Source organism: Burkholderia singularis (genome assembly GCF_900176645.1).
GTDB classification, from domain to species: Bacteria; Pseudomonadota; Gammaproteobacteria; order Burkholderiales; family Burkholderiaceae; genus Burkholderia; species Burkholderia singularis.
Genome location: NZ_FXAN01000106.1, coordinates 56,048 through 80,176 on the forward strand (window position 1 = coordinate 56,048; position 24,129 = coordinate 80,176).

At 66.0% G+C, this 24,129-nt stretch carries 16 protein-coding genes; 5 read left to right on the plus strand and 11 right to left on the minus strand.

The window, feature by feature from the left end:
- Positions 1-23 precede the first annotated feature (23 nt).
- From eutC to eat, 3 genes are all read right to left on the minus strand, one after another.
- Entirely contained in the window at positions 24-815 is a 792-nt protein-coding gene (eutC, locus tag BSIN_RS21790; RefSeq protein ID WP_089341963.1) for an ethanolamine ammonia-lyase subunit EutC, read from the minus strand.
- Positions 812-2,209: an ethanolamine ammonia-lyase subunit EutB gene (locus BSIN_RS21795; protein ID WP_089341964.1), complete on the minus strand. Its 1,398-nt coding sequence runs from the start codon at positions 2,207-2,209 to the stop codon at positions 812-814. Before BSIN_RS21795 ends, eutC begins: the two co-directional genes overlap by 4 nt.
- A gap of 231 nt (positions 2,210-2,440) precedes the next feature.
- Positions 2,441-3,850, minus strand: a complete 1,410-nt coding sequence (gene eat / locus BSIN_RS21800; RefSeq protein WP_059516962.1) for an ethanolamine permease — start codon at positions 3,848-3,850, stop codon at positions 2,441-2,443.
- Between the two features lie 318 nt (positions 3,851-4,168).
- Between eat and BSIN_RS21805 the strand changes: the two genes are divergently transcribed.
- On the plus strand, positions 4,169-5,263 hold the full coding sequence (locus tag BSIN_RS21805) for an acyltransferase family protein (protein WP_089341965.1): 1,095 nt from the start codon (positions 4,169-4,171) through the stop codon (positions 5,261-5,263).
- Positions 5,264-5,667: 404 nt separating this feature from the next.
- Here BSIN_RS21805 and BSIN_RS21815 read toward each other — a convergent pair whose 3' ends face one another.
- The gene (locus BSIN_RS21815; RefSeq protein WP_089341967.1) at positions 5,668-7,131 is read right to left on the minus strand and encodes a mechanosensitive ion channel; all 1,464 of its coding nucleotides are present in this window, start codon (positions 7,129-7,131) and stop codon (positions 5,668-5,670) included.
- Between the two features lie 679 nt (positions 7,132-7,810).
- Between BSIN_RS21815 and BSIN_RS21825 the strand changes: the two genes are divergently transcribed.
- Positions 7,811-8,290 (plus strand): AraC family transcriptional regulator, encoded by a 480-nt coding sequence (locus tag BSIN_RS21825; RefSeq protein WP_089342016.1) that lies wholly within the window; start codon positions 7,811-7,813, stop codon positions 8,288-8,290.
- Between the two features lie 175 nt (positions 8,291-8,465).
- On the opposite strand, the gene BSIN_RS21830 is transcribed toward BSIN_RS21825, so the two are convergent.
- Positions 8,466-8,816 carry a zinc ribbon domain-containing protein gene (locus tag BSIN_RS21830; RefSeq protein ID WP_089341969.1) on the minus strand — a complete coding sequence of 117 codons (351 nt, stop codon included), beginning with the start codon at positions 8,814-8,816 and terminating at the stop codon, positions 8,466-8,468.
- Between the two features lie 29 nt (positions 8,817-8,845).
- Positions 8,846-11,320, minus strand: coding sequence for a heavy metal translocating P-type ATPase (locus BSIN_RS21835; protein ID WP_143757517.1), 2,475 nt, complete (start codon positions 11,318-11,320; stop codon positions 8,846-8,848).
- 82 nt (positions 11,321-11,402) lie between these two features.
- On the opposite strand from BSIN_RS21835, the gene cadR reads away from it, so the two are divergent.
- A complete protein-coding gene (cadR, locus tag BSIN_RS21845) occupies positions 11,403-11,834 on the plus strand; it encodes a Cd(II)/Pb(II)-responsive transcriptional regulator (protein ID WP_059516976.1) in 432 nt (143 codons plus the stop codon).
- A gap of 128 nt (positions 11,835-11,962) precedes the next feature.
- Positions 11,963-12,586, plus strand: a complete 624-nt coding sequence (locus BSIN_RS21850; protein WP_089341972.1) for a PadR family transcriptional regulator — start codon at positions 11,963-11,965, stop codon at positions 12,584-12,586.
- A gap of 387 nt (positions 12,587-12,973) precedes the next feature.
- Here BSIN_RS21850 and BSIN_RS21860 read toward each other — a convergent pair whose 3' ends face one another.
- The 3 genes from BSIN_RS21860 to putA all read right to left on the minus strand — a co-directional run bounded on the left by BSIN_RS21860 (position 12,974) and on the right by putA (position 19,737).
- Positions 12,974-14,263 carry a glycoside hydrolase family protein gene (locus BSIN_RS21860; protein WP_256583931.1) on the minus strand — a complete coding sequence of 430 codons (1,290 nt, stop codon included), beginning with the start codon at positions 14,261-14,263 and terminating at the stop codon, positions 12,974-12,976.
- 324 nt (positions 14,264-14,587) lie between these two features.
- Positions 14,588-15,727 (minus strand): branched-chain amino acid ABC transporter substrate-binding protein, encoded by a 1,140-nt coding sequence (locus tag BSIN_RS21865; RefSeq protein ID WP_089341974.1) that lies wholly within the window; start codon positions 15,725-15,727, stop codon positions 14,588-14,590.
- An 83-nt stretch (positions 15,728-15,810) separates the two neighbouring features.
- Positions 15,811-19,737, minus strand: a complete 3,927-nt coding sequence (putA, locus tag BSIN_RS21870; protein WP_089341975.1) for a trifunctional transcriptional regulator/proline dehydrogenase/L-glutamate gamma-semialdehyde dehydrogenase — start codon at positions 19,735-19,737, stop codon at positions 15,811-15,813.
- Positions 19,738-20,016: 279 nt separating this feature from the next.
- On the opposite strand from putA, the gene BSIN_RS26060 reads away from it, so the two are divergent.
- Positions 20,017-20,190: a hypothetical protein gene (locus BSIN_RS26060; RefSeq protein WP_096030775.1), complete on the plus strand. Its 174-nt coding sequence runs from the start codon at positions 20,017-20,019 to the stop codon at positions 20,188-20,190.
- 19 nt (positions 20,191-20,209) lie between these two features.
- Here BSIN_RS26060 and BSIN_RS21875 read toward each other — a convergent pair whose 3' ends face one another.
- On the minus strand, positions 20,210-22,477 hold the full coding sequence (locus tag BSIN_RS21875; protein ID WP_089342018.1) for a primosomal protein N': 2,268 nt from the start codon (positions 22,475-22,477) through the stop codon (positions 20,210-20,212).
- A 460-nt stretch (positions 22,478-22,937) separates the two neighbouring features.
- On the minus strand, positions 22,938-24,029 hold the full coding sequence (gene hemE / locus BSIN_RS21885) for a uroporphyrinogen decarboxylase (RefSeq protein ID WP_089341977.1): 1,092 nt from the start codon (positions 24,027-24,029) through the stop codon (positions 22,938-22,940).
- Between the last annotated feature and the right edge of the window lie 100 nt (positions 24,030-24,129).

Sequence of the window (24,129 nt, forward strand, 5' to 3'; positions counted from 1 at the left end):
GTCCGCCGCGCCGCGCCGGAGGATCATTCCACCGTCAACTGCCCGGCGCGAGCCGCGGGCGGCAACGCGTCGCTGTCGTCCTTGAGCCCGACGCCCGTCAGCCCGAGCCGCCGCGCGTGCGTCAGCAGATAGTGCAGCTTGTGCGCGGCCGCCTCATACGGCAGCCCTTCGGGCCGCACGTTCGAGATGCAGTTGCGCTGCGCGTCATGACAGCCGACCTTCGGCGCATGCGTCAAATAAACCCCGAGACTGTCCGGCGAACTCAGCCCCGGCCGCTCGCCGATCAGCATCGCGACGAGCCGCGCGCCGAGCAGTTCGCCGATCTCGTCGCCGAGCGCGACGCGCGCCTGCCGCGCAACCACCACCGGCCCGATCCGCCAGCCGTCGAGCTTCGGCCGCACCGCGTTCAACAGCGGCAGCGCCTGCTTGGCCGCGGCGAACGCCGACAGGCCGTCGCCGATCACGAACACGACATCGGGGCGCGCCGCGCCGCCGCTTGCGGCCGCCGCCTGCGCGAGCGCCGCGCGGCTCGCGTCGGACAGCCTGCGGCCGAGGTCCGGCCGGCGCAGGTAATGCTGGCGATCCGGCGCCGCGCTGTCGGCCGCGAGCGTCGCGAAACCGGCTGCGTCCAACTCGCGGCGCAGCGCATCGGCATCGAGCGGCTGATGCACCGCGTCGCGCGCCTGCGCGTGCGACAGGTTGAACGCGAGCAAAGGCGCGGTCGGCAAGCTGTTGCCCGCGCGGCCGAGCGCAATCCGCGCGTTCGTGAACGCGCGCAGTTCACTCCACGGATTCCTTTCGACCGCGTCGCTCATGCGCCAATCCCCATCCAGTCGTTCACGCCGGCCAGCAGCGGCGCGCGCGGCGACGCAGCGCGCAACGCGCCGCGCGCATCGACGATCTCCATCGTCTCCAGCCATTCCTCGAACTCGGGCGCGCGGCGCAGGCCCAGCACCTCGCGCACGTACAGCTGATCGTGAAACGACGTGCTCTGATAGTTGAGCATCACGTCGTCCGCGCCCGGAATCCCCATGATGAAATTGATGCCCGCCGCGCCGAGTAGCGTCAGCAGATTGTCCATGTCGTCCTGATCGGCCTGCGCGTGATTCGTGTAGCAGATGTCGCAGCCCATCGGCACGCCGAGCAGCTTGCCGCAGAAGTGGTCCTCGAGCCCCGCGCGGATGATCTGCTTGCCGTCGTACAAATACTCCGGGCCGATGAAGCCGACCACCGTGTTGACGAGAAACGGCTCGAACGCGCGCGCGAGCCCGTATGCGCGCACCTCGCAGGTCTGCTGGTCGACGCCGTGATGCGCGTTCGCCGATAGCGCGCTGCCCTGGCCCGTCTCGAAGTACATCAGATTGTCGCCGAGCGTGCCGCGCTTGAGCGCACGCGCCGCGTCGCGCGCCTCGGCGAGCAGCGCGATCGAGATGCCGAAGCTCGCGTTCGCCTGCTCGGTGCCCGCGATCGACTGAAACACGAGATCGACCGGCGCGCCTTTGTCGATCGCGGCGATCGTGTTCGTCACGTGCGTCAGCACGCACGATTGCGTCGGCACGCGGTAGCGTTCGCGAAACGCGTCGATCATCGCGAGCAGCTTCGTGATCGCGGCGAGGCTGTCGGTGGCCGGATTGATGCCGATCATCGCGTCGCCGCAGCCGTACATCAGCCCGTCGAGCATCGACGCGGCAATGCCCTTCACGTCGTCGGTCGGATGATTCGGCTGCAGCCGCACCGACATGCGCCCCGGCAGTCCGACGGTGTTGCGAAAGCGCGTGACCACGCGGCGCTTTCTCGCCGCGGCGATCAGATCCTGGTTGCGCATCAGCTTCGACACCGCCGCGACCATCTCAGGCGTCAGTCCCGGCGCGATGCGCTCGAGCGCGGTGGCGTCGGCCGCGCTCGACAGCAGCCAGTTACGGAAATCGCCGACCGTCAGATGCGAAATCTCGGCGAACGCGTCGCGCGAATGCGTATCGACGATGAGGCGCGTGACCTCGTCGTTCTCGTAAGGAATCAGCGCCTCGTTGATAAACGCCGTGAGCGGCACGTTCGCGAGCGCCATCTTCGCGGCGACGCGCTCCTCCTCGGTCGCGGCCGCGACGCCCGCCAACTCGTCGCCGGAGCGCAGCGGGCTCGCTTTCGCGAGCAGCGTCTTCAGGTCCGCGAAGCGGTAGGTGCGCAAACCGATCGTCTCCGTATATCGCATTTGCGTGAATCCTCCTTATGTCGTGCTTGCCGCGCCTGCCGTGCGCCGCGCGTCCATCGGCATCGCCATTCAACGAATGCCCGGCTCCGCGCGCGTTGCGTCGGCCATGCACGCCCGGCCATCCGCCGTCGAGCCGCGTATGCCCCAAGCGCGCCGCGCATACCGGCGCGCTGCCGCCGAACGCGCTGCGCGCCACGCGTGTCCCGGTCGCGCGCCCCGTCTGCGGCCCATTCACTCCTCCAACAATGCGTCGATGGGTGCGGCCGCGCGCTGCGAGCCGGTGGCCAGAAAATAGCCGTAGCCAAGCACGAGGAACGCGACAAAGATCAGCGCAACGAGCGCGTTGAAATACACCATCGTCGCGAGGCACACCACCGCGGCCACGAGCGCGAATGCCGGAAACAGCGGATACAGCGGCGCGCGGAACGGCCGCGCCATCCGCGGCTGCGTGCGGCGCAGCTTGAACAGCGCGGCCATGCTGACGATATACATCACGATAGCGCCGAATACCGACATCGTCACGATGTTCGCGGTCAGCGTCTGGCCGGCGAACTGAATCAGCTCGTCGCTATAGATCGCGGCAATGCCGATCACGCCGCCCGCGACAATCGCGCGATAAGGCGTCTTGAAGCGCGGATGCACTTTCGCGAGCCATTCGGGCAGGTAGCCTTCGCGGGCCAGCGCGAAGATCTGGCGCGAATAGCCGAGGATGATCCCGTGGAACGACGCGACCAGGCCGAACAGGCCGAGCCATACGAGCATGTGCATCCAGCCGCTGTTCGCGCCGACGATGTACTTCATCGCCTGCGGCAGCGGATCGTTGATGTTCGCGAGCTTCGTCCAGTCGCCCGCGCCGCCTGCGAACACCATCACGCCGATCGCCAGCGCGACGAGCGTGAGAATTCCCGCGACATATGCGATCGGAATCGAGCGCTTCGGATTCTTCGCTTCCTCGGCCGCCATCGCGACGCCTTCGATCGCGAGAAAGAACCAGATGGCGAACGGAATCGCCGCGAACATGCCGTGGAACGCACCCATGCTGAAGTGATCGGCGCCCGCCCAGCCGCCCTTCGTGAAGTGGCTCCACGCGAAGCCCGGCGACACGACGCCCATGAACACCAGCAATTCGAAGATCGCGAGCAGCGTGACGATGAGCTCGAACGTCGCCGCGATCTGCACGCCGACGATATTGAGCGCCATGAACACGAGATACGCGCCCATCGCCGCATGCTTGGGTTCGAGCCCCGGAAACTGCACGTGCAGATACGCGCCGATCGCAAGCGCGATCGCGGGCGGCGCGAACACGAACTCGACGAGCGTCGCGGCGCCCGCGAGATAGCCGCCCGCCGGGCCGAACGCGCGGCGCGCATAGGCGAACGGGCCGCCCGCGTGCGGAATCGACGTCGTCAGCTCGGTGAAGCTGAAGATGAACGTGGTGTACATCGCCGCAACGAACAGCGCGGTGACGACGAAGCCGAGCGTGCCCGCGCTCGCCCAGCCGTAGCTCCAGCCGAAGTATTCGCCGGAGATCACGAGTCCGACCGCAATGCCCCACAGCTGCCAGGTGCCGAGCGTTTGCTTGAGCGCCGGTTGGGCCGCGCTGCCGTCCGCGCCGGGACGGCCATTCGATTCCGTCTGCATGACTCTCTCCTCGAAGGCGGCGGAACGGCTGCCGTGACGGGCCGTTCCGCGACTGAGAATCGATGCTAGTGAGTCATTAATCGACGTGTTATCGAAAATCGGCAAACGTCCATTCTTTCGTTTTCCCTACGAAACATGCACCAAGCCCGGCCGCGCGCGCCGCGACAGCCGGCTTGTGTCTCCCGCCATACAGACCGTGGCCGGCCCAGCGCATACAGTGTGGGCCAACGTCGAGCCCCATCGGCCGCGCCCGTCCGATTCGACCGCGGCACTGGGGCCTGATCACGTCCAACGATCACCGATTATTCCATTCAGACCATGCGGGCCTCTTATCTCGATACCGCTCGGGGCGCGGGCATCATCCTCGTCGTCTACGGGCATGTGCTGCGCGGCCTCGTCTCGGCCGGGCTGGTCCCCGCCGGGCTGAGCGACTTCCTCGCGGCAACCGACTACACGATCTACACGTTTCACATGCCGCTGTTCTTCCTGCTGTCGGGGCTGCATGTGCCGAAATCGCTGCAACGCGCGAGCGGCGGCGAATTTCTTTCGTCGAAGCTGCGCACGATCGTTTATCCGTACCTCGTCTGGTCGGTGCTGCAAGGCGGCGTGCAAATCGCGCTGTCGTCGCACGGGATGAACCACCCGTTCACGCTGCATGATCTGCTCGCCATCGGCTGGCGGCCGTTCGGCCAGTTCTGGTTCCTGTACGCGCTGTTCATCTGCATGCTGGTTGCCTGGGCGATTGCGGCCGCCGTGCCGGGCTTGGGCGCGCGCGGCGGCTCGGTATCCGGCGGCGTGCGCGCGCTGCTCGTCGCGCTCGCGATCGGCTCGCTCGCGCTCGCCCCGTTCGCCCAGCCGGACATCGTGGCGAAAACGCTCACGTACCTGCCGTTCTTCATATTCGGCATGCTGATCGGCGACAAACTGCCCGCGCTGCTCGCGCGCACGTCGAACCTGCCCGCGATCGGCGTGGCGGCGGCGGCGTTCTGCGCGGCCGTGGTGTTCGCACATCGCTTCGGCGATTCGACCAGCGTGTGGGCCGTGCCCGCCGGGCTCGCGGGCACCGCGCTCGTGCTGATGCTCGTCTATCGCGCGTCGCTGCGCGGCGGCCGCGCGCACAGCGGGCAGAGCCGGCCGTCGTGGCTCGAACGGATCGGCTTCGCGTCGATGCCCATCTATCTCGCGCACATCCTCGCCACCGCGGGCGCACGAATCGTGCTCGTCAAGCTGGGCATCACGAACGTCGGCGTGCATCTCGCGCTCGGCACGCTTGCGGGCGTAGTCGCACCAATGGTGCTCTACGCGCTCGCGCTGCGCTCGGGCACCGCGCGCTTCATCGGCTTCCCGCCGCTGCCGCGCACGCAAGCCGCCGCAACGGCACAAAGCCGCATCCGCAATGCGGACGCGGCGTAGGTTCCACTCACACGAACGACGGGCTTGCAAACGCGCGCCGCGGGTTGCCCGTCAATCGGGCTCCGTCCGGGTGCGTGCAGGAAAAAGAGCACTGCTCGGCCGCCCCCGACAAGCGACGGTCGACGCGTGCAACGCGGCCGGCGATGCAGGTTTCGCCGCTTTCGAAAAGCGTGCTCGGGGCGAGCCGCCACAAGCAACGGACGCAGCGAACAGCGCATGCATTCGCAAACGGCATGACGCGAACGCCGCGCTGAGCGCTGATGCACCCGGCGCTCGCGGGTTGTCCGCGCAAACACGCTCAAGGTGAGCGCGCCGCCAGCCAGGCACGCTATCCCGTTGGCCACCGCCGACGAACGCGGCGCGCACTGCGCACGCCGCCTGCAGATTACCTCACTCCTGCCTGATCACTCCTGCCTGCCGCGCTGATTGAACCAGCGATCGAGCAGCTTGCCCGCCGCTTCACGGCCGCCCAGACCGAACGACAGCGCCACCGCCACCGCAATCGCGCCGAGCACGAGCCCGAACGCGAGCTGCACGATCTCGTTCGCAATACCCATCGCGCGCAGCCCCATCGCGAAGACCAGGCCAAGAATGGCGAACTGCGCGATGCGCGACAGCAGCACACTGTGATCGTGATCCGCCTGCTCGATTACGCGGCGCGCGAGGCTCGCGAGCCAGAAGCCGATCACGAGAATCACGCCGCCCATCAGCACGTGGCCGCCGAACTCGATGAACAGCGTGACGACGTCGCGCACCTGCGTAAAACCGAGCCGGTTTGCGGCCTCGACGGTTGCGAACAGCATCGCGAAGAAAATCACGAGCCGGCTGGCGAGCACCGACGGCTGCAAAACGCCGGAGAACACGCGCTCGATGCCGAGCACGGCAGGCAGGCCGTCGACGCCCGCCGCGACGAGCAGCTTCTGCACGAGCGCGCCGACGAAGCGCGCAACATAAAACGTGACGAGCACGATCACGACGGCCGCGACGATGTCGGGCACCGCGCCAAGAAACTGGCCGAGCAGATCGGTCGCCGGGCGCGAGATCGCCTCGATCTTCAGCGCGTCGAGCGCGGAGATCAGCGTCGGCACGAACACGAAGATATAGACCACCGTGCCGATCAGACTCGACAGCTTCACGGGCGTCGCGCTGCCGACGTTTTGCGTGAGTTTGTCCGCGCCCGCCGCGACCAGCAGATTCGTCACCAGCCCGCGCAGCACCTTCGCGACGAGCCAGCCGACAAACCCGATCACGGCCGCCGCGAACACGTTCGGCACGATCGCGAGGATCTTGTCGATCATGCTCTGCACGGGCGCGAGCAGCCCGTTCAGATCGAACGCGGCCAGGATCGCCGGAATGAACAGCAGGATCACGAGCCAAAACAGCACGTCGCCGAGAAACGTGCTCATCGGCTGCGTGCCGGTTGTCTGCGAAAGCTTGCTGTCGATCTTGCTCGCCTTCAGCGCCTTGTCCGCGACGCTGCGCAACAGCGACGCAATGAGCCACGCGATCAGCGTGAGCGCCGCACCGCCGAGCAGGTTCGGCAAATAGTTGACGATCTTGCCGACCAGTTGCGAAAACGGGTTCGACACCGCGTAAAGATTCAACGCATTGAAGATGCCGATCGCGGTCATGAGCAGCACGAGCCAGAAAAGCCCGCCCGCGATGATGCGCTCCACCTGCGCACCCTGCCCGGTGCTCTCCGAGATCCGCGCATCGACCTTCAGCGCGGCAAGCAGCTTACGCGCGCCGGCCCGGACCAGCACCGCGATGACCCAACCTACGATCAATATGCCGATCGCGCCGGCGATTTTGGGCAGATAGACGCCCAAGGTGTTTTGTAGCGACGTCAGGAAGCTGGACGATTCCATTTGTTCTCTCCCGAAAGCGTGGGCTGCGGTTGGAAACACTGACGAACGATAAACCCTGCGGACTCCGAATATAGGCGGCGTGCACGCGAGGCCGAACTTACACGGCCAACGATGACCGCTGCAATCGCGTAGCGAGCGCCGATCTTAAACTTTAGACGCGGAATCGACCCTATTCCTAAAAAATTGTGAAATTCGAATGGGGCCGGATGCGAACGCAAATGAAAGATGAAGGAGAGCGCCGCGCAACGGCGTGCGATGGCGGCAAAGGAAAGCGTGCCGGCATCGGCAGGCGTTCGGCGTTTTGCGACTTTGCCGGCTTCGCGGCTTTACGGCTTTACGGCTTCGCGGCTTTACGGCTTCGCGGCTTTACGGTTTGACGGTCTTATACGCGCACCGCCAGCGGAAAGACGCGCCGCTGGCGCAGCCCGTTTCCTAATGCGGTTCAATCGAGCGCACAATCGCATCCGTGCGCTCGATACATCGCCCGTCCGATCCACAACGCCTTTGCGAGCGAGCCGGCTTGCCGACGCCGCCCGCATGTCGCGGTATCGCGGGTGCCGGATCACCGGCTATCGACGAACGGCCGCGCACCGGCGGCGCGGCCGGCACGCCTGCCTCGCAGACCGGCGAACCGATCGGCGCCGGTCGCATCGTCCCGCCTTCGACAGGAGATCAACCGATGACCGAGTATCGAGTGGAAATTCGCCAAGCCCGTGCAATCGACGTGCTGGCCGTCGATCACGTCGGCCCGTATCCGGAAATCAACCGCGCATTCGATACGCTTTCCGCATGGATCGGCGAGCGCGGGCTATTCGGCCCCGAAACGCAATGCATCGGCATCTTTCACGACGATCCCCACACGACGCCCGCCGAGCAGTTGCATGCCCAAGCGTGCTTCGCGCTTGGCCCGGCGACGGCGTCGATCAACGTGACGCCGCCCGTCACGCATGCGACGGTCGCGGGCGGCGAGCACGCCGTGCTCGTCCATCGGGGGCCGTATGCGGATCTCCAACAGGCTTACGATTGGCTGTACGGCACGTGGCTGCCGAACTCGGGCCGTGAAAGCGCCGACGCGCCGCCGTTCGAGCTTTATCTGAATTCGCCCGCCGATACGCAACCCGCCGATTTGGTGACGGAGATTCACGTACCGCTGCGATGAGTTGGCGGCAAGCGGCGGATCTTCCGGCGAGACGCCACAGCGGCTCATCGCGGCAAAACAAACCGCAGCGGCACGCCCGCTGCGGTCGAATGGCGGGCCGGCGCAGGTTTGCGGGCCTGGTATCTGCGGCGCGCATGCGCTCGACCTCCCCGCCCGGTGCCCCGAACCAATCGGTCTACCCACGCGCGCCCGCCACGGCCGCGCCGCATTGCGGGCAATATCGCGCGGCCGCATCGAGCGGCGCTCGGCAGCCTGCGCACACAGGCTGCGCCTGCGATGCGCCGCACTGCGCGCAAAACTTCGCCTGCGCGCCGTTGATCGCCCCGCATTTCCCACATGCGGCACTCAGCGCGGGCGCGGCGGGGTCCGACGGCGACGGGAAACCGCCCAGCCCGCGATCGTGACCGCGCCGCCCCCAGCCATCGCCGCCGTGACCGCCGCCGTAGCCGCCGTGGCCACCGCCGTGATGGCTGCCACCCGCTGCGCGGCCATGGTGCCCGCCCATCATTCGTTTAAGCCAGTCCATATTGCCTCCTGCTAATCAGCCGAGCTGCATTAATTCGCGCGGCGCAACAGCCGCAGCCCGTTGCCAACGACGACGAGACTCGCGCCCGCGTCGGCGAACACCGCCATCCACATCGTTCCCATCCCCGCGATCGTCAAGCCGAGGAACAGGGCCTTCACGGCGAGCGCGAACGCGATGTTCTGCACGAGCACGCGATGCGTCGCCCGCGACAGCCGCACGAACTCGGGAATCTTGCGCAGATCGTCATCCATCAGCGCGACGTCGGCTGTCTCGATCGCCGTCCCGGTGCCCATCGCGCCCATCGCGAAGCCGATGTCGGCCCGCGCGAGCGCCGGCGCATCGTTGATTCCGTCGCCTACCATGCCGACCGCGCGGCCGCTCGCCGCCAATTCGTCGACGGCCGCAAGCTTGTCCTGCGGCAACTGGTTGCCGCGCGCGTCGTCGATGCCGACCTGCTGTGCGATGGCCGCGGCGGTATGTGGGTTGTCGCCCGTCAGCATCGCGGTCTTGATGCCGAGCCCGTGCAGTTCGCCGATGGCCGCACGGCTCGTGTCCTTCACCGTGTCCGCCACCGCGAACAGACCGAGCACGCGCGCGCCGTCGATCAGCATCACGACTGTCTTGCCCTGCCGCTCCAGTTCGTCGAGGCGCGCTTCGAGCGCGGCCGAGCAGCGTTCGAGTTCTTCGACCAGCCGGTGATTGCCAAGCCAGTAAGGCGTGCCGTCGATCGTCCCGCGCACGCCGCGCCCAGCGATCGCCTCGAAATCGGCAACGTCGGCCAGCGGCGCGCCCTCCTGGTCACGGTCGGCCGCGCCCGGCGCGGCAATCGCTTGCGATACCGGGTGGTCGGAGCGCGCGGCAAGACTTTTCGCGAGCCGGCGCACGCGCGCCTCGTCGACATCGTTCGCGCGCATCTCGAAGTCGGTCATCACCGGCTTGCCACGCGTGATCGTGCCGGTCTTGTCGAGTGCGATCCACGCGAGCCGGCGGCCCTGCTCCAGATACACGCCGCCTTTTACGAGAATCCCGCGGCGCGCGGCGGCCGCGAGGCCGGAGACGATCGTCACGGGTGTCGAGATCACGAGTGCGCACGGGCACGCGATCACGAGCAGCACGAGCGCGCGGTAGATCCAGTCGCGCCATGCGCCGTCGAGCAGCAGCGGCGGCGCAACGGCGACGAGCAGCGCGATCGCGAACACGATCGGCGTGTAGACGCGCGCAAAGCTGTCCACGAAACGCTGCGTCGGCGCCTTCGAGCCCTGCGCCTGCTCGACCGCATGAATGATCCGCGCAAGCGTCGTGTTGCTCGCGACCGCCGTCACGCGGTATTCGAACGAGCCCGATTCGTTGATCGTGCCCGCGTACACCGCATCGCCCGGGCTTTTCTCGACGGGCAAGCTTTCGCCCGTGATCGGCGCCTGATTGACGCTCGAACGTCCTTCGACGATCTCGCCGTCGAGGCCGATGCGTTCGCCCGGCTTCACGCGCACGATCGCGCCGAGTGCGACCTGCGCGGCATCGACGCTCACCCACGTGCCGTCGGGCTGCTTCACCGTCGCGGTATCGGGCGCGAGCTGCATCAGGCCCTGGATCGCATTGCGCGCACGGTCGAGCGATTTCGCCTCGATCAGCTCGGCAATCGTGAACAGCACCATCACCATCGCCGCCTCAGGCCACTGGCCGATCACCATCGCGCCGGTCACCGCGATGCTCATCAGCGCATTGATGTTCAGGTTGCCGTTCTTCAGCGCGATCCAGCCCTTGCGGTAGGTGCCGAGGCCGCAAACCGCGACAGCCGCGAGCGCGAGCGCGGCGCCCACCCACACGGGCAAGCCGAACCAGGTGGCGCCCTCCGATGCGATCGCCGCCACGCCCGCGACCGCGAGCGGCCACCACGGGCGCGACGATTGCGCCGGGCGCGCCGCCGGCGCGGCGCCAGCGGCGGCATTGCCCGCTGCGTCGTCCGCCTGCTCGGGCGTCATGCCCAGCGAGCGGATTGCACCGACGATCCGGCTTTGCGCGCCCGGCGCGTGCTCGACCGTCAGCAAGCGCTGCATCAGATTGAATTCGAGGTCCGCGACGTCGGACATCCCACCCAGCTTCTTGCGGATCAACGCCTCTTCGGTCGGGCAATCCATCTGCATGATCCGGAATGCCGAGCGCACCCGGCCAGCGGTAGCCGGTTGCGTGCCGGGCAGCGGCGCGAATGCAACGGGAGCGGGCGTGCAGCAGGCTTCGGCGGAGGATGCGTGATCGTGATCCTGGCCGTGATCGTGGTCATGATCGTGGCCGTCGTGGTCGTGCGCGCAGTCTTGGCCATGTTCGTGGGCATCGTGCCGGTGACCGGGCGCCGGGCGCTCGCGTTGCGCTGCGTCGTGCCCGGCCGGGTGCGCGTGCGCGCCGGCACGCGCCGGCGCCTGATTGGGCGGATCGCCCGCACGAGCGCCGTCATCGACGGGTTTAAGCGAATGGGGCCGGTCATCTGCGCGGATGGCCTCGGTCATGGCAACCTCCTGTGTGTCTGACGGTGTACAGTTAACACCTTGAAGTCACTACAGGGTCAACCCTCTTTTGCGGGAGATTCGAATGAAGATTGGCGAACTGGCGAAAGCGGCCCGCTGCACCCCGGAGACGATTCGTTTCTACGAAAAAGAGGGGCTGATGCCCGGCGCACAGCGGACCGATTCGAACTACCGCAGTTACAACGACACCCACGTCGAGCGGCTGCGCTTCATCCGCAATTGCCGCGCGCTCGACATGACGCACGACGAGATTCGCGCGCTGCTGCGTTTCACCGACGATCCGGCGCACGGCTGCCATTCGGTCAACGTGCTGATCGACGAACATCTTGGCCACGTCAATGCGCGCCTGGCCGAGCTGGAGCATCTGAAAGCCCAGCTCACCGCGCTGCGCGAACAATGCCAGGGCGAGCACACTGTCGAGGATTGCGGGATCGTCCATGGCCTCTCGACAATGGAAACGCCCGAAGCGCCGGCTAAACGCACGCACGTCGGCTAAAACGGCGCCGGGCGCGACGCCGGGCGGCCCATGGCGCGCCGGTGCCGTCATCAAGCTCGACAGCCATTCGATTGCGTTAACTTATATCTAGTTATAAATTAACTAGATATAAGTTAACCAGTCATACTATGCCTCGTTTTTCCCCTCTAGCGCTGGCCGTTCTGGCCATGCTCACCGAAGCGCCGATGCATGCATATCGAGTCCAACAACTGATCAAGCTGCGCGGCAAGGACGAGGTCATCAACGTCAAACAGCGCAACAGCCTGTATCAGACGCTCGATCGGCTCGAACGCGACGGGCTCGTCGTCGTCAGCGAAACCGGACGCGACGGAGCCTTTCCGGAGCGAACCGTCTATGCCATTACCGACGCAGGCCGCGACACCGCCCGCACGTGGCTGCGCGAGCAACTCGCGCAACCCGCGCGCGAATTTCCAGCGTTTCCGGTCGCGCTGTCGGTCCTGCCGCTGCTGTCCGTCGACGATGCGCGCCGTCAGCTCGAGGCGCGCACGGCTGCGCTTGAACAAGAAATCGAGCGTCTCGAAGCCATTCGCAATGCGGCGCTGGCAATGCAGATCCCTCGTCTGTTCCTGCTGGAAACCGAATTGATGCAGCTCACCGTGGAAACCGAACTCAACTGGGTACGCAGCGTCGTCGATCATTTGAAGGTCGGTGCGCTCACCTGGAGCGAAGCGTGGCTACGCGAAGTGGCCGAACGCCTTTCCCAAACGGCGCCGCCCGCCGAGTCGATGTGACTGCCCGCCCCGCGTTGCCGTTCGATGCCGTTGGCCGGCGGCACGCTCGGGCTCGCCACACCGAAATGTCGATGCCACGGCAATCTTTCGAGCCAAGCGCGCGGGCGGCGCCGTCCGCCTTCAGCCTACCGATGGCCGCGCTCAAGCACGTTCGACGCGGCGGCGCGCCGCACGGACCCGCCATCCTCCGGCACACGCGCCGCTCGCCGCCGGCACGCCGGGCAGCCATGCAAATCGAGCGCCGGCCGACCCATGTGGATCAGCCACCGAAGGTTTGTCATGGATGCCATGAGAGAAACAAAAGAGAAACTCATGGCGTCGAGGATGAAGATCCGTGACATCGCGCCACGGGCACGCGAGCGAGCGTCGCTCGCGATTCGGATTCGATCAATGCCCCTGCTTGGTTGCTGCAACCGTCGAGCGAAGCATCAAATAGCGCTGCTTGGTCGTGCCGTCCCCCGTGATCAGGCCGAACGGGCCGCGGCTGTTCGGATTGTCGTACATTTCGTACCAAGCAAAGCCAAGCAGGTTGTACTGCGACCTGGCTGCGACCAGCTGCGGAATCGTCTTTTGGATATAGGCGTTGGCCTGCTCGTCGGTGTTATCGGGATCGACGCCGACTTCCGTGAACACGATCGGCAGGTTGTACGTTTTCTTCAAGCGGTCGAGCACATTGTAGATACCGCCCGTCTTCGCATAGGCGTGTTCGAAGTCTCCGCCGTTCGAATACCAGTGCCATTGGATGGCATCGGGCGAGATCTTCGGATGGCCAGTCGAGCCGTCAGGCTGCGTGCCCGACATCAGCGCGTCGAGGAAGCCGAAATTCAGCCAGCCCGTCGACGCGTTCGCCATCAGAATCGTCTTGCGTTGCGTGTCGACCGAGCGCCAGCCGTCGAGCGAGCCGCGCAGCGCGCCGCGCCAGATCGGGAACGTCGTGTTGTCGAAATCGGACGGATTGAGGCCGTCGCCCTTCACCGGCGCATTGTGCCAGTCGGTATCGAACTCGTTGCCGAACTCGACCACCGGAATGCCGTCAAGCCGCTTCGCCGCATAAGCCGCAATACGGTACGCATACGCATAGGCGCTCTGTTCGGTCGGCTGCGCGCCCTTGAGCGACGGATCGTCGTAGGGGTACGCCGAGATCATCGGCAGCACCGTCACATTCGTGCCCAGCGCGGGCATGACCTTGTCGACGAGCAGGTCGATATGCTCGGGGATGTACACGTCCTGCCGGAAAAAGCGCATGCCGAGATCGGTGACATGCATGGCTTGCGAGTTCAGCGGCATCGACATGTAGATGCCGCCTTGCATGTAATGGCCGTTCACGCCGAAAAAGGGCAGGCTCGACGCGAGGATCGATGCGGCCGCCGTGCCCGCGGGCGGCGTCGTCGTCGATGAACCGGACGACGTCGATGAACCCGACGAACCCGAAGAATCCGGCGTAGATCCGGACGCGGAACCCGTCGTCGAGCCCGACGACGTTGCGGAGCCCGCCGCCGCCCCGGACGATGCGCCGCCTTGCGCGGTTTGCTGGGCGACAAACTTCGTCGTCGATCCGCCGTCTTCGCCCCCGCACGCGCTCAGCACGCACGAGACAAACAGCATGCCGATGAATTTTCGCCAGCGAGACATGGGCACATGCGCATCCGATTGCGCAAGAGCATCGATATGCTCCATCTTTGAACTCCTATCTAAAAAATAGGCGCTCATTCTATGGGCGCAGAGCCGGAGATAAACATCGCAATCGGTAAGCACATGTAAAAGATTGCTACTTATGTGTTCAAAATCGCGCAATCACCCTTCAAATTCGGCTAATTCCATCTCCATATTCGCCAATTACAGAAATTCCAGCCGGCCGACGGCCACGTCGCGCCGCATTTTCCATTGCCGGATTGCTTTCGATTCCTAACTATTCGGCAGTATTAATTCGTTCAAATAAAAAACCCCGAAAAACCGGAACGAATCCGGCCTTCGGGGTGGGGGACGGCTGCGCGGCGCGCTTTACTTGCCGCCGATGCTCTTAAGCGGCTTCCATTCGCCCTTCTCGACCTTGTAGATCGTGATGCCGCCGTTCTTCAGGTCGCCCTTTGCATCATATGCAATGTGCGTCGACGTGACGCCTGCCATATCGGTCTTCGCAAGCAGCGGCAGATACTTCGCCGGATCGGTCGAGTTCGCCTGCTTCATTGCGGTGAACAGCGCCATCGCGCCGTCATACGCATACGGCGAGTACGTCTGCACGTCTTCGCCGAAACGCTTCTTGTACTTGTCCGCATACGCCTTGCCGCCGGGCATGTCGGCGAGCGGCAGGCCGGCGAGCGAGGCGATCGACCCCTCGGCGGCGTCGCCGGCGATCTTCAGGAAGGTCGGCGTATGGACCATCTCGCCGCCCATCAGCGGCGCCGTGATGCCAAGCGACTTCATCTGCTTGGCCATCGGCGCTGCTTGGGAATCCGCGCCGCCGTAGTAGACGAGGTCCGGCTTTACCGATTTCAGCTTCGTCAAAATCGCCTTGAAGTCGACCGCCTTGTCATTCGTGAACTCGCGATCGACGATCGTCGCGCCCGCCGCCTTCGCCGCCTTCTCGAACTGGTCGGCAAGGCCCTGGCCATACGCGGTGCGATCGTCGACGATCGCAATCTTCTTCATGCCCAGATCCTTCGCCGCGAACGTGCCCGCCACCGAGCCCTGCTGCGTGTCGGACGTCATCATCCGGAAGGTCGTCTTGTAGCCCTGCTGCGTATATTCCGGGGCCGTCGCCATTGCGATCTGCGGAATGCCCGCGTTCGCGTAAATGCGTGAAGCCGGGATCGTCGTGCCCGAATTGAAGTGGCCGAGCATGCCCTTGATACCGTCGTCGACGAGCTTCTGCGCGACCGTCGTGCCGGTGCGCGGGTCGGCCTGGTCGTCCTGCGTGTCGAGCACGAATTTCACCGGCTTGCCGCCGATCATGGGCTTCGTCGCATTGAAATCCTCGATCGCGAGCACGATGCCGTTCTGCATGTCCTTGCCGTAATGCGCCTGTGCGCCCGTCATCGGCGCTGCGAAACCGATCTTGACATCATCCGCGTGCGCCGTCCCCGCCAGCGACATGACCGCAACGAACGTTGCGCCTGCCAGCTTTTTCATCGTGTGTTGCATAGTTTCTCCTATACCAGGGTAAATGGAGCGGCTTCGGATTCGCCTTGCCGCTTCCGTTTATTGAGGCGATTGGCAGGGCGTGCTCAGCCGATCGTCATCAAATTCGCGTTGCCGCCCGCCGCCGCGGTGTTCACGCTGACCGAGCGCTCGGTGAGCAACCGTTCGAGCGCGTAATCCTCGTCGCCGTTGTCGAACGCGCCCGCCGCGACACCCTGCACCGACACGATCGGGCCGGGGCGTTGCGCAACCGCCTTCACCAGCGCGAGCAACTCGTCGCTGTCGCCTTCGAACAGCACGGCGTCGAACTGCGCGTCGGCCTGCTTGCGCACGCTCACATACGCCTTCAACGGCGCGGGCAGCGACGCGGCGAGCGCTTCGCCTGCCGCGCCCGCGAACAACGCGCGATTGCCGGTGGCAAGCACGGCCGCGAGCTGCGCGAGCGCGCCGCGCTTGGTCGCCGCGATGCACAGCACGGTGCCGCGCGGGCCGAGCGTATACGTATTGCGCTCGCCCGTCGGGCCGGCGAGCACCGCGGTCGCGCCCGCCAGCACGTGCGACAGATAGCCGTCGCAACGCGCGGCAAGCGCCGGCTCGCGCTCGTCGAGCAGCCAATCGCGCAGCGCAGTCAACGCGGCGCACGGATTATCGCTCGACTCGCCTTCGGGCGGAGCATCGGCCACGAGCGACGCTTCGAGCGATCTCGGCAAGCCAGCCGGGCGCGTCGCGAGCAGGCGCTGCAAATAGAGCGCGCCGCCCGCCTTCGGCCCGGTGCCCGACAGCCCTTCGCCGCCGAACGGCTGCACGCCGACCACCGCGCCGATCACGTTGCGGTTCACGTAGATGTTGCCGACGTGCGCGCGCGCGATCACATGCGCGATGGTCTCGTCGATCCGCGTGTGAATGCCGAGCGTGAGGCCGTAGCCCGTTGCGCGGATCTGCTCGAGCAGCTTGTCGAGCTGGCTGCGGCGGTAGCGCACGACATGCAGCACCGGGCCGAACACCTCGCGCTTGAGTTCGTCGACGCTGCCGATTTCGATGATCGTCGGCGGCACGAACGTGCCTTGCGTGCATGCCTGAGGCATCGACAGTTGCGTGACCGCGTGCCCCTTGTCCTTCATCGCCGCGATGTGCGTATCGATCGTGCGCTTCGCGTCGGCATCGATCACCGGGCCGACGTCGACCGACAAGCGATCCGGATTGCCGAGCGAAAGCTCGCGCATCGCGCCCTTGAGCATCTCGAGCGTACGATCGGCGACGTCGTCCTGCAGGCACAGCACGCGCAGCGCGGAGCACCGCTGGCCGGCCGAATCGAACGACGATTGCAGCACATCGGCGACCACCTGCTCGGCGAGCGCCGACGAATCGACGATCATCGCGTTCTGCCCGCCCGTTTCGGCAATCAGCGGAATCGGCTTGCCGTCCGGATCGAGGCGGGAAGACAGCGTTTTGTTGATGAGGCGCGCGACTTCGGTCGAACCGGTGAACATCACCGCACGCGTGCGCGAATCCGCAACGAGCGCCGCGCCGACCGTCTCGCCGTCGCCGGGCAGCAGTTGCACCGCACCCGCCGGCACGCCGGCTTCGCGCAGAATGCGCACGGCCTGCGCGGCGATCAGCGGCGTCTGCTCGGCCGGCTTGGCGAGCACCGTGTTGCCCGCCGCGAGCGCCGCGGCCACTTGGCCCATGAAGATCGCGAGCGGGAAATTCCACGGGCTGATACACACCACGGGGCCAAGCGGGCGATGCGTATCGTTCGAGAACTCGTCGCGGATCTGCGCCGAGTAATAGCGCAGGAAATCGACCGCCTCGCGAATTTCCGCGATCGCGTTCGGCAGCGACTTGCCGGCTTCGCGCACGATCAAGCCCATCAGCGTGTGCATCTGCGCTTCGAGCAGATCGGCCGCGCGCGCCAGACAATCGGCACGCGCGTCGACGGGCGTTGCCTGCCAGATCGGCGCCGCCGCGACTGCATGCGCGAGCGCCGCGCTCACTTGCTCGGGCGTTGCATCGCTGACCGTGCCCACCACGTCGCGCAAATCGGCCGGATTGCGCACGTCGCGCGGGCTCGCGTCGGCGAGCGCCTCGTCGGCGAGCATCGGCGCCGCACGCCACGGATGATGCGCGCTCGCGAGCAGCGCCGACGACAGCGACGCGAGCCGATGCTCGTTCGACAAATCGAGCCCCATCGAATTGACCCGTGCGGCGCCGTACAACTCGCGCGGCAACGGGATCTTCGGATGCGGCGCGCCGAGCGGCAGAATTTTCGCGGCCTCTTCGACCGGATCGGCGACCAGCTCCTTCACCGGCACCAATTTGTCGGCGATCCGGTTCACGAACGACGTGTTCGCGCCGTTCTCGAGCAGGCGCCGCACGAGATACGCAAGCAACGTCTCGTGCGTGCCGACGGGCGCGTACACGCGGCACGGGCGATTCAGCTTGTCGCGGCCCGTGACTTCCTCGTAAAGCGGCTCGCCCATGCCGTGCAGGCATTGGAATTCGTACTGGCCGGGGTAGTAATTCTGGCCCGCGAGGTGATAGATCGCGGACAGCGTGTGCGCATTGTGCGTCGCGAACTGCGGATAGACCGCGTCGGGCGCGGCGAGCAGCCGCTTCGCGCACGCGAGATACGACACGTCGGTATAGATCTTGCGCGTGTAGACCGGATAGCCCTCGAGGCCGTCGACCTGCGCGCGCTTGATCTCCGAATCCCAATACGCGCCCTTTACGAGCCGTACCATCAAGCGGTGGCGGCTGCGGCGCGCGAGATCGATCAGGTAGTCGATCACGAACGGGCAGCGCTTCTGATAGCCCTGCACGACAAAGCCGATGCCGTTCCAGCCCGCGAGATCCGGATCGAAGCACAGCGCCTCGAGCAGATCGAGCGACAGCTCGAGGCGATCGGCCTCTTCGGCATCAATGTTCAGGCCGATATCGTAGCGGCGCGCGAGCCGCGCGAGCGAGCGCACGCGCGGCAGCAGCTCGCTCATCGTGCGCTCCTGCTGCATGCGCGAATAGCGCGGATGCAGCGCCGACAGCTTGATCGAAATGCCCGGCCCTTCATAGATGCCGCGCCCGCCCGCCGCCTTGCCGATCGCGTGGATCGCCTGCTCATACGACGCGTAGTAGCGCTGCGCATCCTCCTCGGTCGTGGCCGCCTCGCCGAGCATGTCATACGAATAGCGAAAGCCGCGCGCCTCGTACTTGCGGCTGTTCGCGAGCGCCTCGGAGATCGTCTCACCGGTGACGAACTGCTCGCCCATCAGCCGCATCGCGATATCGACGCCCTTGCGGATCAGCGGCTCGCCGCCTCTGCCGATCAGCCGCGTGAGCGCCGACGACAATCCCGCCTCGCTGTTCGTCGTGACCAGCTTGCCGGTAATCATCAGCCCCCAGGTCGCCGCGTTGACGAACAGCGACGGCGCATGGCCGACATGCGAGCGCCAATCGCCCTTGCTAATCTTGTCGCGAATCAGCGCGTCGCGCGTGGCGCGGTCCGGAATGCGCAGCAGTGCCTCGGCAAGGCACATCAGCGCGACGCCTTCCTGGCTCGACAGCGAAAACTCGTGAATCAGCCCCTCGACGCCGCCGCCCGAATTCTTCTCGCGCAGCGCTTCGACAAGGCGCGCGGCCATCGCCTGCACCTGCGCCGACAGATTCGCGGGCAAGCGCGCCTCGCCGATCAGGAACGGCACGCATTCCGGCTCGGGCCGGCGGTATGCGGCCGTGATCGCCGCGCGCAACACCGACTGCGGCTGCACGCTCTGCGCGAATTCGAGGAACGGGTGGGGCGCGCCATCTTCGTCATGCTCCGCGTGGATCTCGGACACATCCGCGCCCCCCGCGTGGCCGGACAGCTCCGGCGGCAGTTGGCCGTGTTCGATCCGCTCGAGATACGCGAAGATTGCCTGCTTGATCAGCCAGTGCGGCGTGCGCTCGAGCCGCGATGCCGCGTCTTTCAGCCGCGAGCGAAGCAGGTCGTCGACTTTGACGCCCAAAGTGGTGCTTGCCATGATCTTTTTTCTACGCCGGCTCGATGCCGGTCAAGGACGTTAAAGATCGCAAAATCCTAAGGCACCCAATAAAAAGGTGCAACCAAATTACCCGATCGGTTGCACCTAACAAAAACCATTATTTATCAAAGACTTGTCAAATGATACAAACGGTTAGCTTAGGTTTCGTGCATCGGGATTTTCCCTGATCCTGTCAGTTTTGACGGGTCGATTTTCCCGGCAAACTGGCGTGATATCGCAGTTGCGCGCCCGCAGCCTTGGGACGCGAAGGAGAAAAAGATGGGTGAATGGATCGTGATCAGCATCGTGCTCGCCGCCTGGGTGGCGTGCGCAGCCATATTCATACGTCGCGCGTCGGCCGTGTTCTTCCAGGCATTGGGCGATCCGCGCGAGACTGGCAGCAGCAAGCAGAAAACCACTTGGCACGCCGGGCTGCGCCAGGCCCACGAATAAGCCGGCGCAGGCCGCGCCGTCAGATATCGAGCGGGTCAACCTCGACAGTCCAACGCAACACCCCCTTCAGTTCGCGCAATCGCGGCTGCCACGCGTGCAATGCGCGCTGAAGCGCCGCGCGAGACGCACTCTCGACCAGCAACTGCGCCCGGTGAACGTTCGCCACCTTGACGATCGTCATCGGAACCGCGTCGTAGACCGTCACGCGATCCGCTCCCGGCAACGGCGCAAATGCGTCGGCCGCCTGCCGCAGAAACCCGAGCGCCGCCTCGAGCGTGCGCGCTTCGGCGCGCAGCAGCGCCTGGTAGACGAACGGCGGCAGATGCGCATCGCGCCGTTCACCGAGCGTGGCGTTCGCGAAGCCGACGTAATCGTGCCGCGCCAGCGCGTGATAAAGCGCATGACGCGGATAGCGCGTCTGGATCAGCACTTCGCCCGGCAATCCGGCACGCCCCGCGCGGCCGCTCACCTGCATGAGCTGCGCGAACAACCGCTCGCTCGCCCGGAAGTCGTGCGAAAACAGCGCGGTATCCGCATTCAGGACCCCGACGAGCGATACGCGCTGGAAGTCGTGCCCCTTCGCGATCATCTGCGTGCCGATAAGGATATCGACCTCGCCTGCGTGTACATCGGAAAACAACGCCTGGGCGCTGCCCTTGCGGCGCGTGCTGTCGGCGTCGATGCGCAGGATGCGCGCGCCCGGCACCGCGAGCGCGAGCGTTTCCTCGACGCGCTGCGTGCCGCGCCCGAGCGGCGCGATATCGACATTCCCGCATTCGGGGCACGCATGCGGAATCCGCGCCTCCCAGCCGCAATGATGGCAACGCACCGCACGCTCGGGTTTGTGCATGACGACGTATGCGCTGCAACGCGGACAACCCGCGACCCAGCCGCACGCGTCGCAGGCCAGCGCCGGCGCATAGCCGCGCCGGTTCAGGAACACGAGGCTCTGCTCGCCGCGCTCGAGCCGCGCCTTCAGGGCCGCGACCAGCGGCCCCGACAAGCCGCCCATCGACGCGCGGCCCCGCCGCCGTTCCTGCTCGAGATCGATGAGCGTCACCGTGGGCAACGCGGCGTCCGCGACCGCCCGCCTTGACAGCGTGAGGCGCCTGTAGCGCCCCTGGTCGGCCTGCCACCAGCTTTCGAGCGACGGCGTCGCCGAGCCCAGCACGACCGGAATCGCAAGCTGCTTTGCGCGCCACACGGCGAGATCGCGCGCCGAGTAACGCAGCCCCTCCTGCTGCTTGTACGCGGGCTCGTGCTCCTCGTCGACGACGATCATCGCAAGCGCCGGCAGTGATGCGAGCACCGCGAGGCGCGTGCCGAGCACGATTCGCGCACGGCCCGTGTGCGCGGCAAGCCAATGCCGCGCACGCTCGCCTTCGGCGAGACCGCTGTGGAGCGTGACGATCGCATCGGGCGGCAACGACGCCGCGAACCGCGCGCGAAACGTCACTTCGAATTGCGGAGTCAGGTTGATTTCGGGTACGAGCACGAGCGCCTGGGCGCCAGGCTGCCGATCGAACAGCGCCGCGAGCGCGCGCAGATAAACCTCGGTCTTGCCGCTGCCCGTCACGCCATGCAGCAGGAACGGCGCAAAACCGGCGGCCGACGCAATCGCGTCGACCGCTTCGGTCTGCTGATCGGTCAGTTGGGGCGACCGTGCAACCGCCGGCGCGCGACTCTCCGGCATCCAGTTATCCACAGGATGCGCACCGGCATCCGCGGCCGCGATCTCGTCGCATGCCACCCAGCCTCGCGATTGCCAATCGTCCAGCGCCGCGGCAGCTTTCGGGTGCAGCGCGCGCACGTCGGCAAGCGATAGCGACGGCGCGCCGGCAAGCGCCGCCGCAAGCCGGCGCAGCGCGGCCGCGCGTGCCGGCAACACATCGGGCAGCGCCGCGCGCCCGGCGTCGATGAGACGATAGCGCCGCTCGGGCGCAAGCAGGCGCCCCCAGCGCGACACATCGCGTAGCGCCTGCGGCAACGCCGGCAGCGCAACTTCGCCGAGCCCGCGCTGGTAGTAATCGGCGGCGAACGCCGCCAGATCGAGCCATGACGACGAAAGCGGCGGCAGCTCCGCGCATACGGCCTCGATCGTCTTCAAGCGATCGGCGGGAACGTCGCTGTGAGCGGTTACTTCGCAGATCAGCCCGACCGCTTGCCGCTTGCCGAACGGCACCTGCACCAGCATGCCGGGCACAGGCGGAATAGCGCTACGGTAGCGGTAATCGAACAGCGTCGGCAGCGGGTGATCGAGCGCGACGCGCACGAACGCGTCAGCCATCGGCGCCGCACCGGCCACGCAGCGTCGGCCCGGCGGATTCGACAGGCCCGGCACCCATGTCGTCCGCCAAGTTAAAGTAAAACATCACTTTCGACGCTAAGTTTTGGATTCTCATTAAGAATCGCGGCAGGGCCGCCGAATCTGTGGATAACTTTGTTGAGAACTTGTCCGCCAAGACCGTGGTTAGGCGCTGCGACCGGTCATCCGCCACGTTGGCCGAATCGCTCGGCCCAGTCGCTCAGCCTTGTCCGATAAGGCTGCTATCCGATTGCAGCTGCCATAGCACGACATATTTACCGACGCCTCTATCTTCCGCGCTGCAACGTCGAAAATGTGTATAAGTCAAGTCTTGACAATGGTAAGAGGCCCTTCCGACGGACGCTTGCGCCCTGTTTCGACGCCCGCGCCCCCGCCCGCCGCACGTCGATTTGCGGCATTGCGCAACCTCCAATGTTTCCGGTCACGCCGCCGCGCCGCGCATCGCGCGGCTATGGCGATGCACTTCGTCGACAAGCTCCGCGACATGCTCAGGCGGCGTGAATTGCGAAATCCCGTGCCCCAGATTGAACACATGCCCTGGATGGTTGCCGTAACTGTCGAGCACCGCGCGCGCCTCGGCACGAATCGTCTGCGGCGGCGCGAATAGAATCGTCGGATCGAGATTGCCTTGCAGCGCGACGCGGCCCGCCACCCGCTCGCGCGCGCGGCCGAGATCGACCGTCCAGTCGAGCCCAACCGCGTCAACGCCCGTCGACGCGATATCCTCGAGCCACAAGCCTCCGCCCTTCGTGAACGCGATGGCCGGCACGCGCATGCCGTCGTGTTCGCGCTTGAGGCCGGCGACGACGCGGCGGATATAGTCGAGCGAGAAGCGCCGGTAGGCGCCATCGGCAAGCGCGCCGCCCCAGGTGTCGAAGATCATCACGGCCTGCGCGCCCGCTTCGATCTGCGCGTTCAGATAGGCGGCCACCGCCTGCGCATTGATCTCGAGAATCCGGTGCATCAAATCCGGACGGGCATACGCCATCGTCTTCACGGTGCGGAAATCGTCCGAGCCGCCGCCTTCGACCATATAGCACGCAAGCGTCCACGGGCTGCCGGAAAAGCCGATCAACGGCACGCGCTGGCGGCCCTGGCCGTCGGTCAACGCGCGGCGGATCTCGCGCACCGCGTCCGTCACGTAGCCGAGCGTTGCGCCGATGTCCGGCACCGCGAGCTTCGCGACGTCGGCTTCCGTGCGCACCGGCCGCGCGAACTTCGGCCCTTCGCCTGCGGCGAAGTCGAGACCAAGGCCCATTGCGTCGGGAATCGTCAGGATGTCCGAGAACAGAATCGCCGCATCAAGTGCATAACGCTCGAGCGGCTGCAACGTGACCTCCGTCGCGTAATCCGGGTTCTTTGCGAGGCCGAGAAAGCTGCCGGCCCGCGCGCGAGTCGCGTTGTACTCGGGCAGATAGCGGCCCGCTTGTCGCATCAGCCAGATCGGCGTGTAGTCGGTCGGCTCGCGCAACAGCGCGCGCAGGAAGGTGTCGTTGATGAGAGTCTGGGCCACGGTGGGGGCAACGGAGCGAAACGTAATCACGCATTTTACCGGAGCCCGCGCCGCGCTAAGCATTCGCCGCCCGGCGCGCCGGTTTACCGGAGACGACGAT

Bases quoted from the DNA above. Each gene is read 5' to 3' on its own strand.
- BSIN_RS21875 (WP_089342018.1), bottom strand. From the start codon at position 22,477: ATGGCTGACGCGTTCGTGCGCGTCGCGCTCGATCACCCGCTGCCGACG.
- BSIN_RS21825 (WP_089342016.1), top strand. From the start codon at position 7,811: ATGACCGAGTATCGAGTGGAAATTCGCCAAGCCCGTGCAATCGACGTG.
- BSIN_RS21815 (WP_089341967.1), bottom strand. From the start codon at position 7,131: ATGGAATCGTCCAGCTTCCTGACGTCGCTACAAAACACCTTGGGCGTC.
- BSIN_RS21865 (WP_089341974.1), bottom strand. From the start codon at position 15,727: ATGCAACACACGATGAAAAAGCTGGCAGGCGCAACGTTCGTTGCGGTC.
- cadR (WP_059516976.1), top strand. From the start codon at position 11,403: ATGAAGATTGGCGAACTGGCGAAAGCGGCCCGCTGCACCCCGGAGACG.
- BSIN_RS21850 (WP_089341972.1), top strand. From the start codon at position 11,963: ATGCCTCGTTTTTCCCCTCTAGCGCTGGCCGTTCTGGCCATGCTCACC.
- putA (WP_089341975.1), bottom strand. From the start codon at position 19,737: ATGGCAAGCACCACTTTGGGCGTCAAAGTCGACGACCTGCTTCGCTCG.
- BSIN_RS21795 (WP_089341964.1), bottom strand. From the start codon at position 2,209: ATGCGATATACGGAGACGATCGGTTTGCGCACCTACCGCTTCGCGGAC.
- BSIN_RS26060 (WP_096030775.1), top strand. From the start codon at position 20,017: ATGGGTGAATGGATCGTGATCAGCATCGTGCTCGCCGCCTGGGTGGCG.
- BSIN_RS21860 (WP_256583931.1), bottom strand. From the start codon at position 14,263: ATGGAGCATATCGATGCTCTTGCGCAATCGGATGCGCATGTGCCCATG.
- eutC (WP_089341963.1), bottom strand. From the start codon at position 815: ATGAGCGACGCGGTCGAAAGGAATCCGTGGAGTGAACTGCGCGCGTTC.
- BSIN_RS21835 (WP_143757517.1), bottom strand. From the start codon at position 11,320: ATGACCGAGGCCATCCGCGCAGATGACCGGCCCCATTCGCTTAAACCC.
- BSIN_RS21830 (WP_089341969.1), bottom strand. From the start codon at position 8,816: ATGGACTGGCTTAAACGAATGATGGGCGGGCACCATGGCCGCGCAGCG.
- eat (WP_059516962.1), bottom strand. From the start codon at position 3,850: ATGCAGACGGAATCGAATGGCCGTCCCGGCGCGGACGGCAGCGCGGCC.
- BSIN_RS21805 (WP_089341965.1), top strand. From the start codon at position 4,169: ATGCGGGCCTCTTATCTCGATACCGCTCGGGGCGCGGGCATCATCCTC.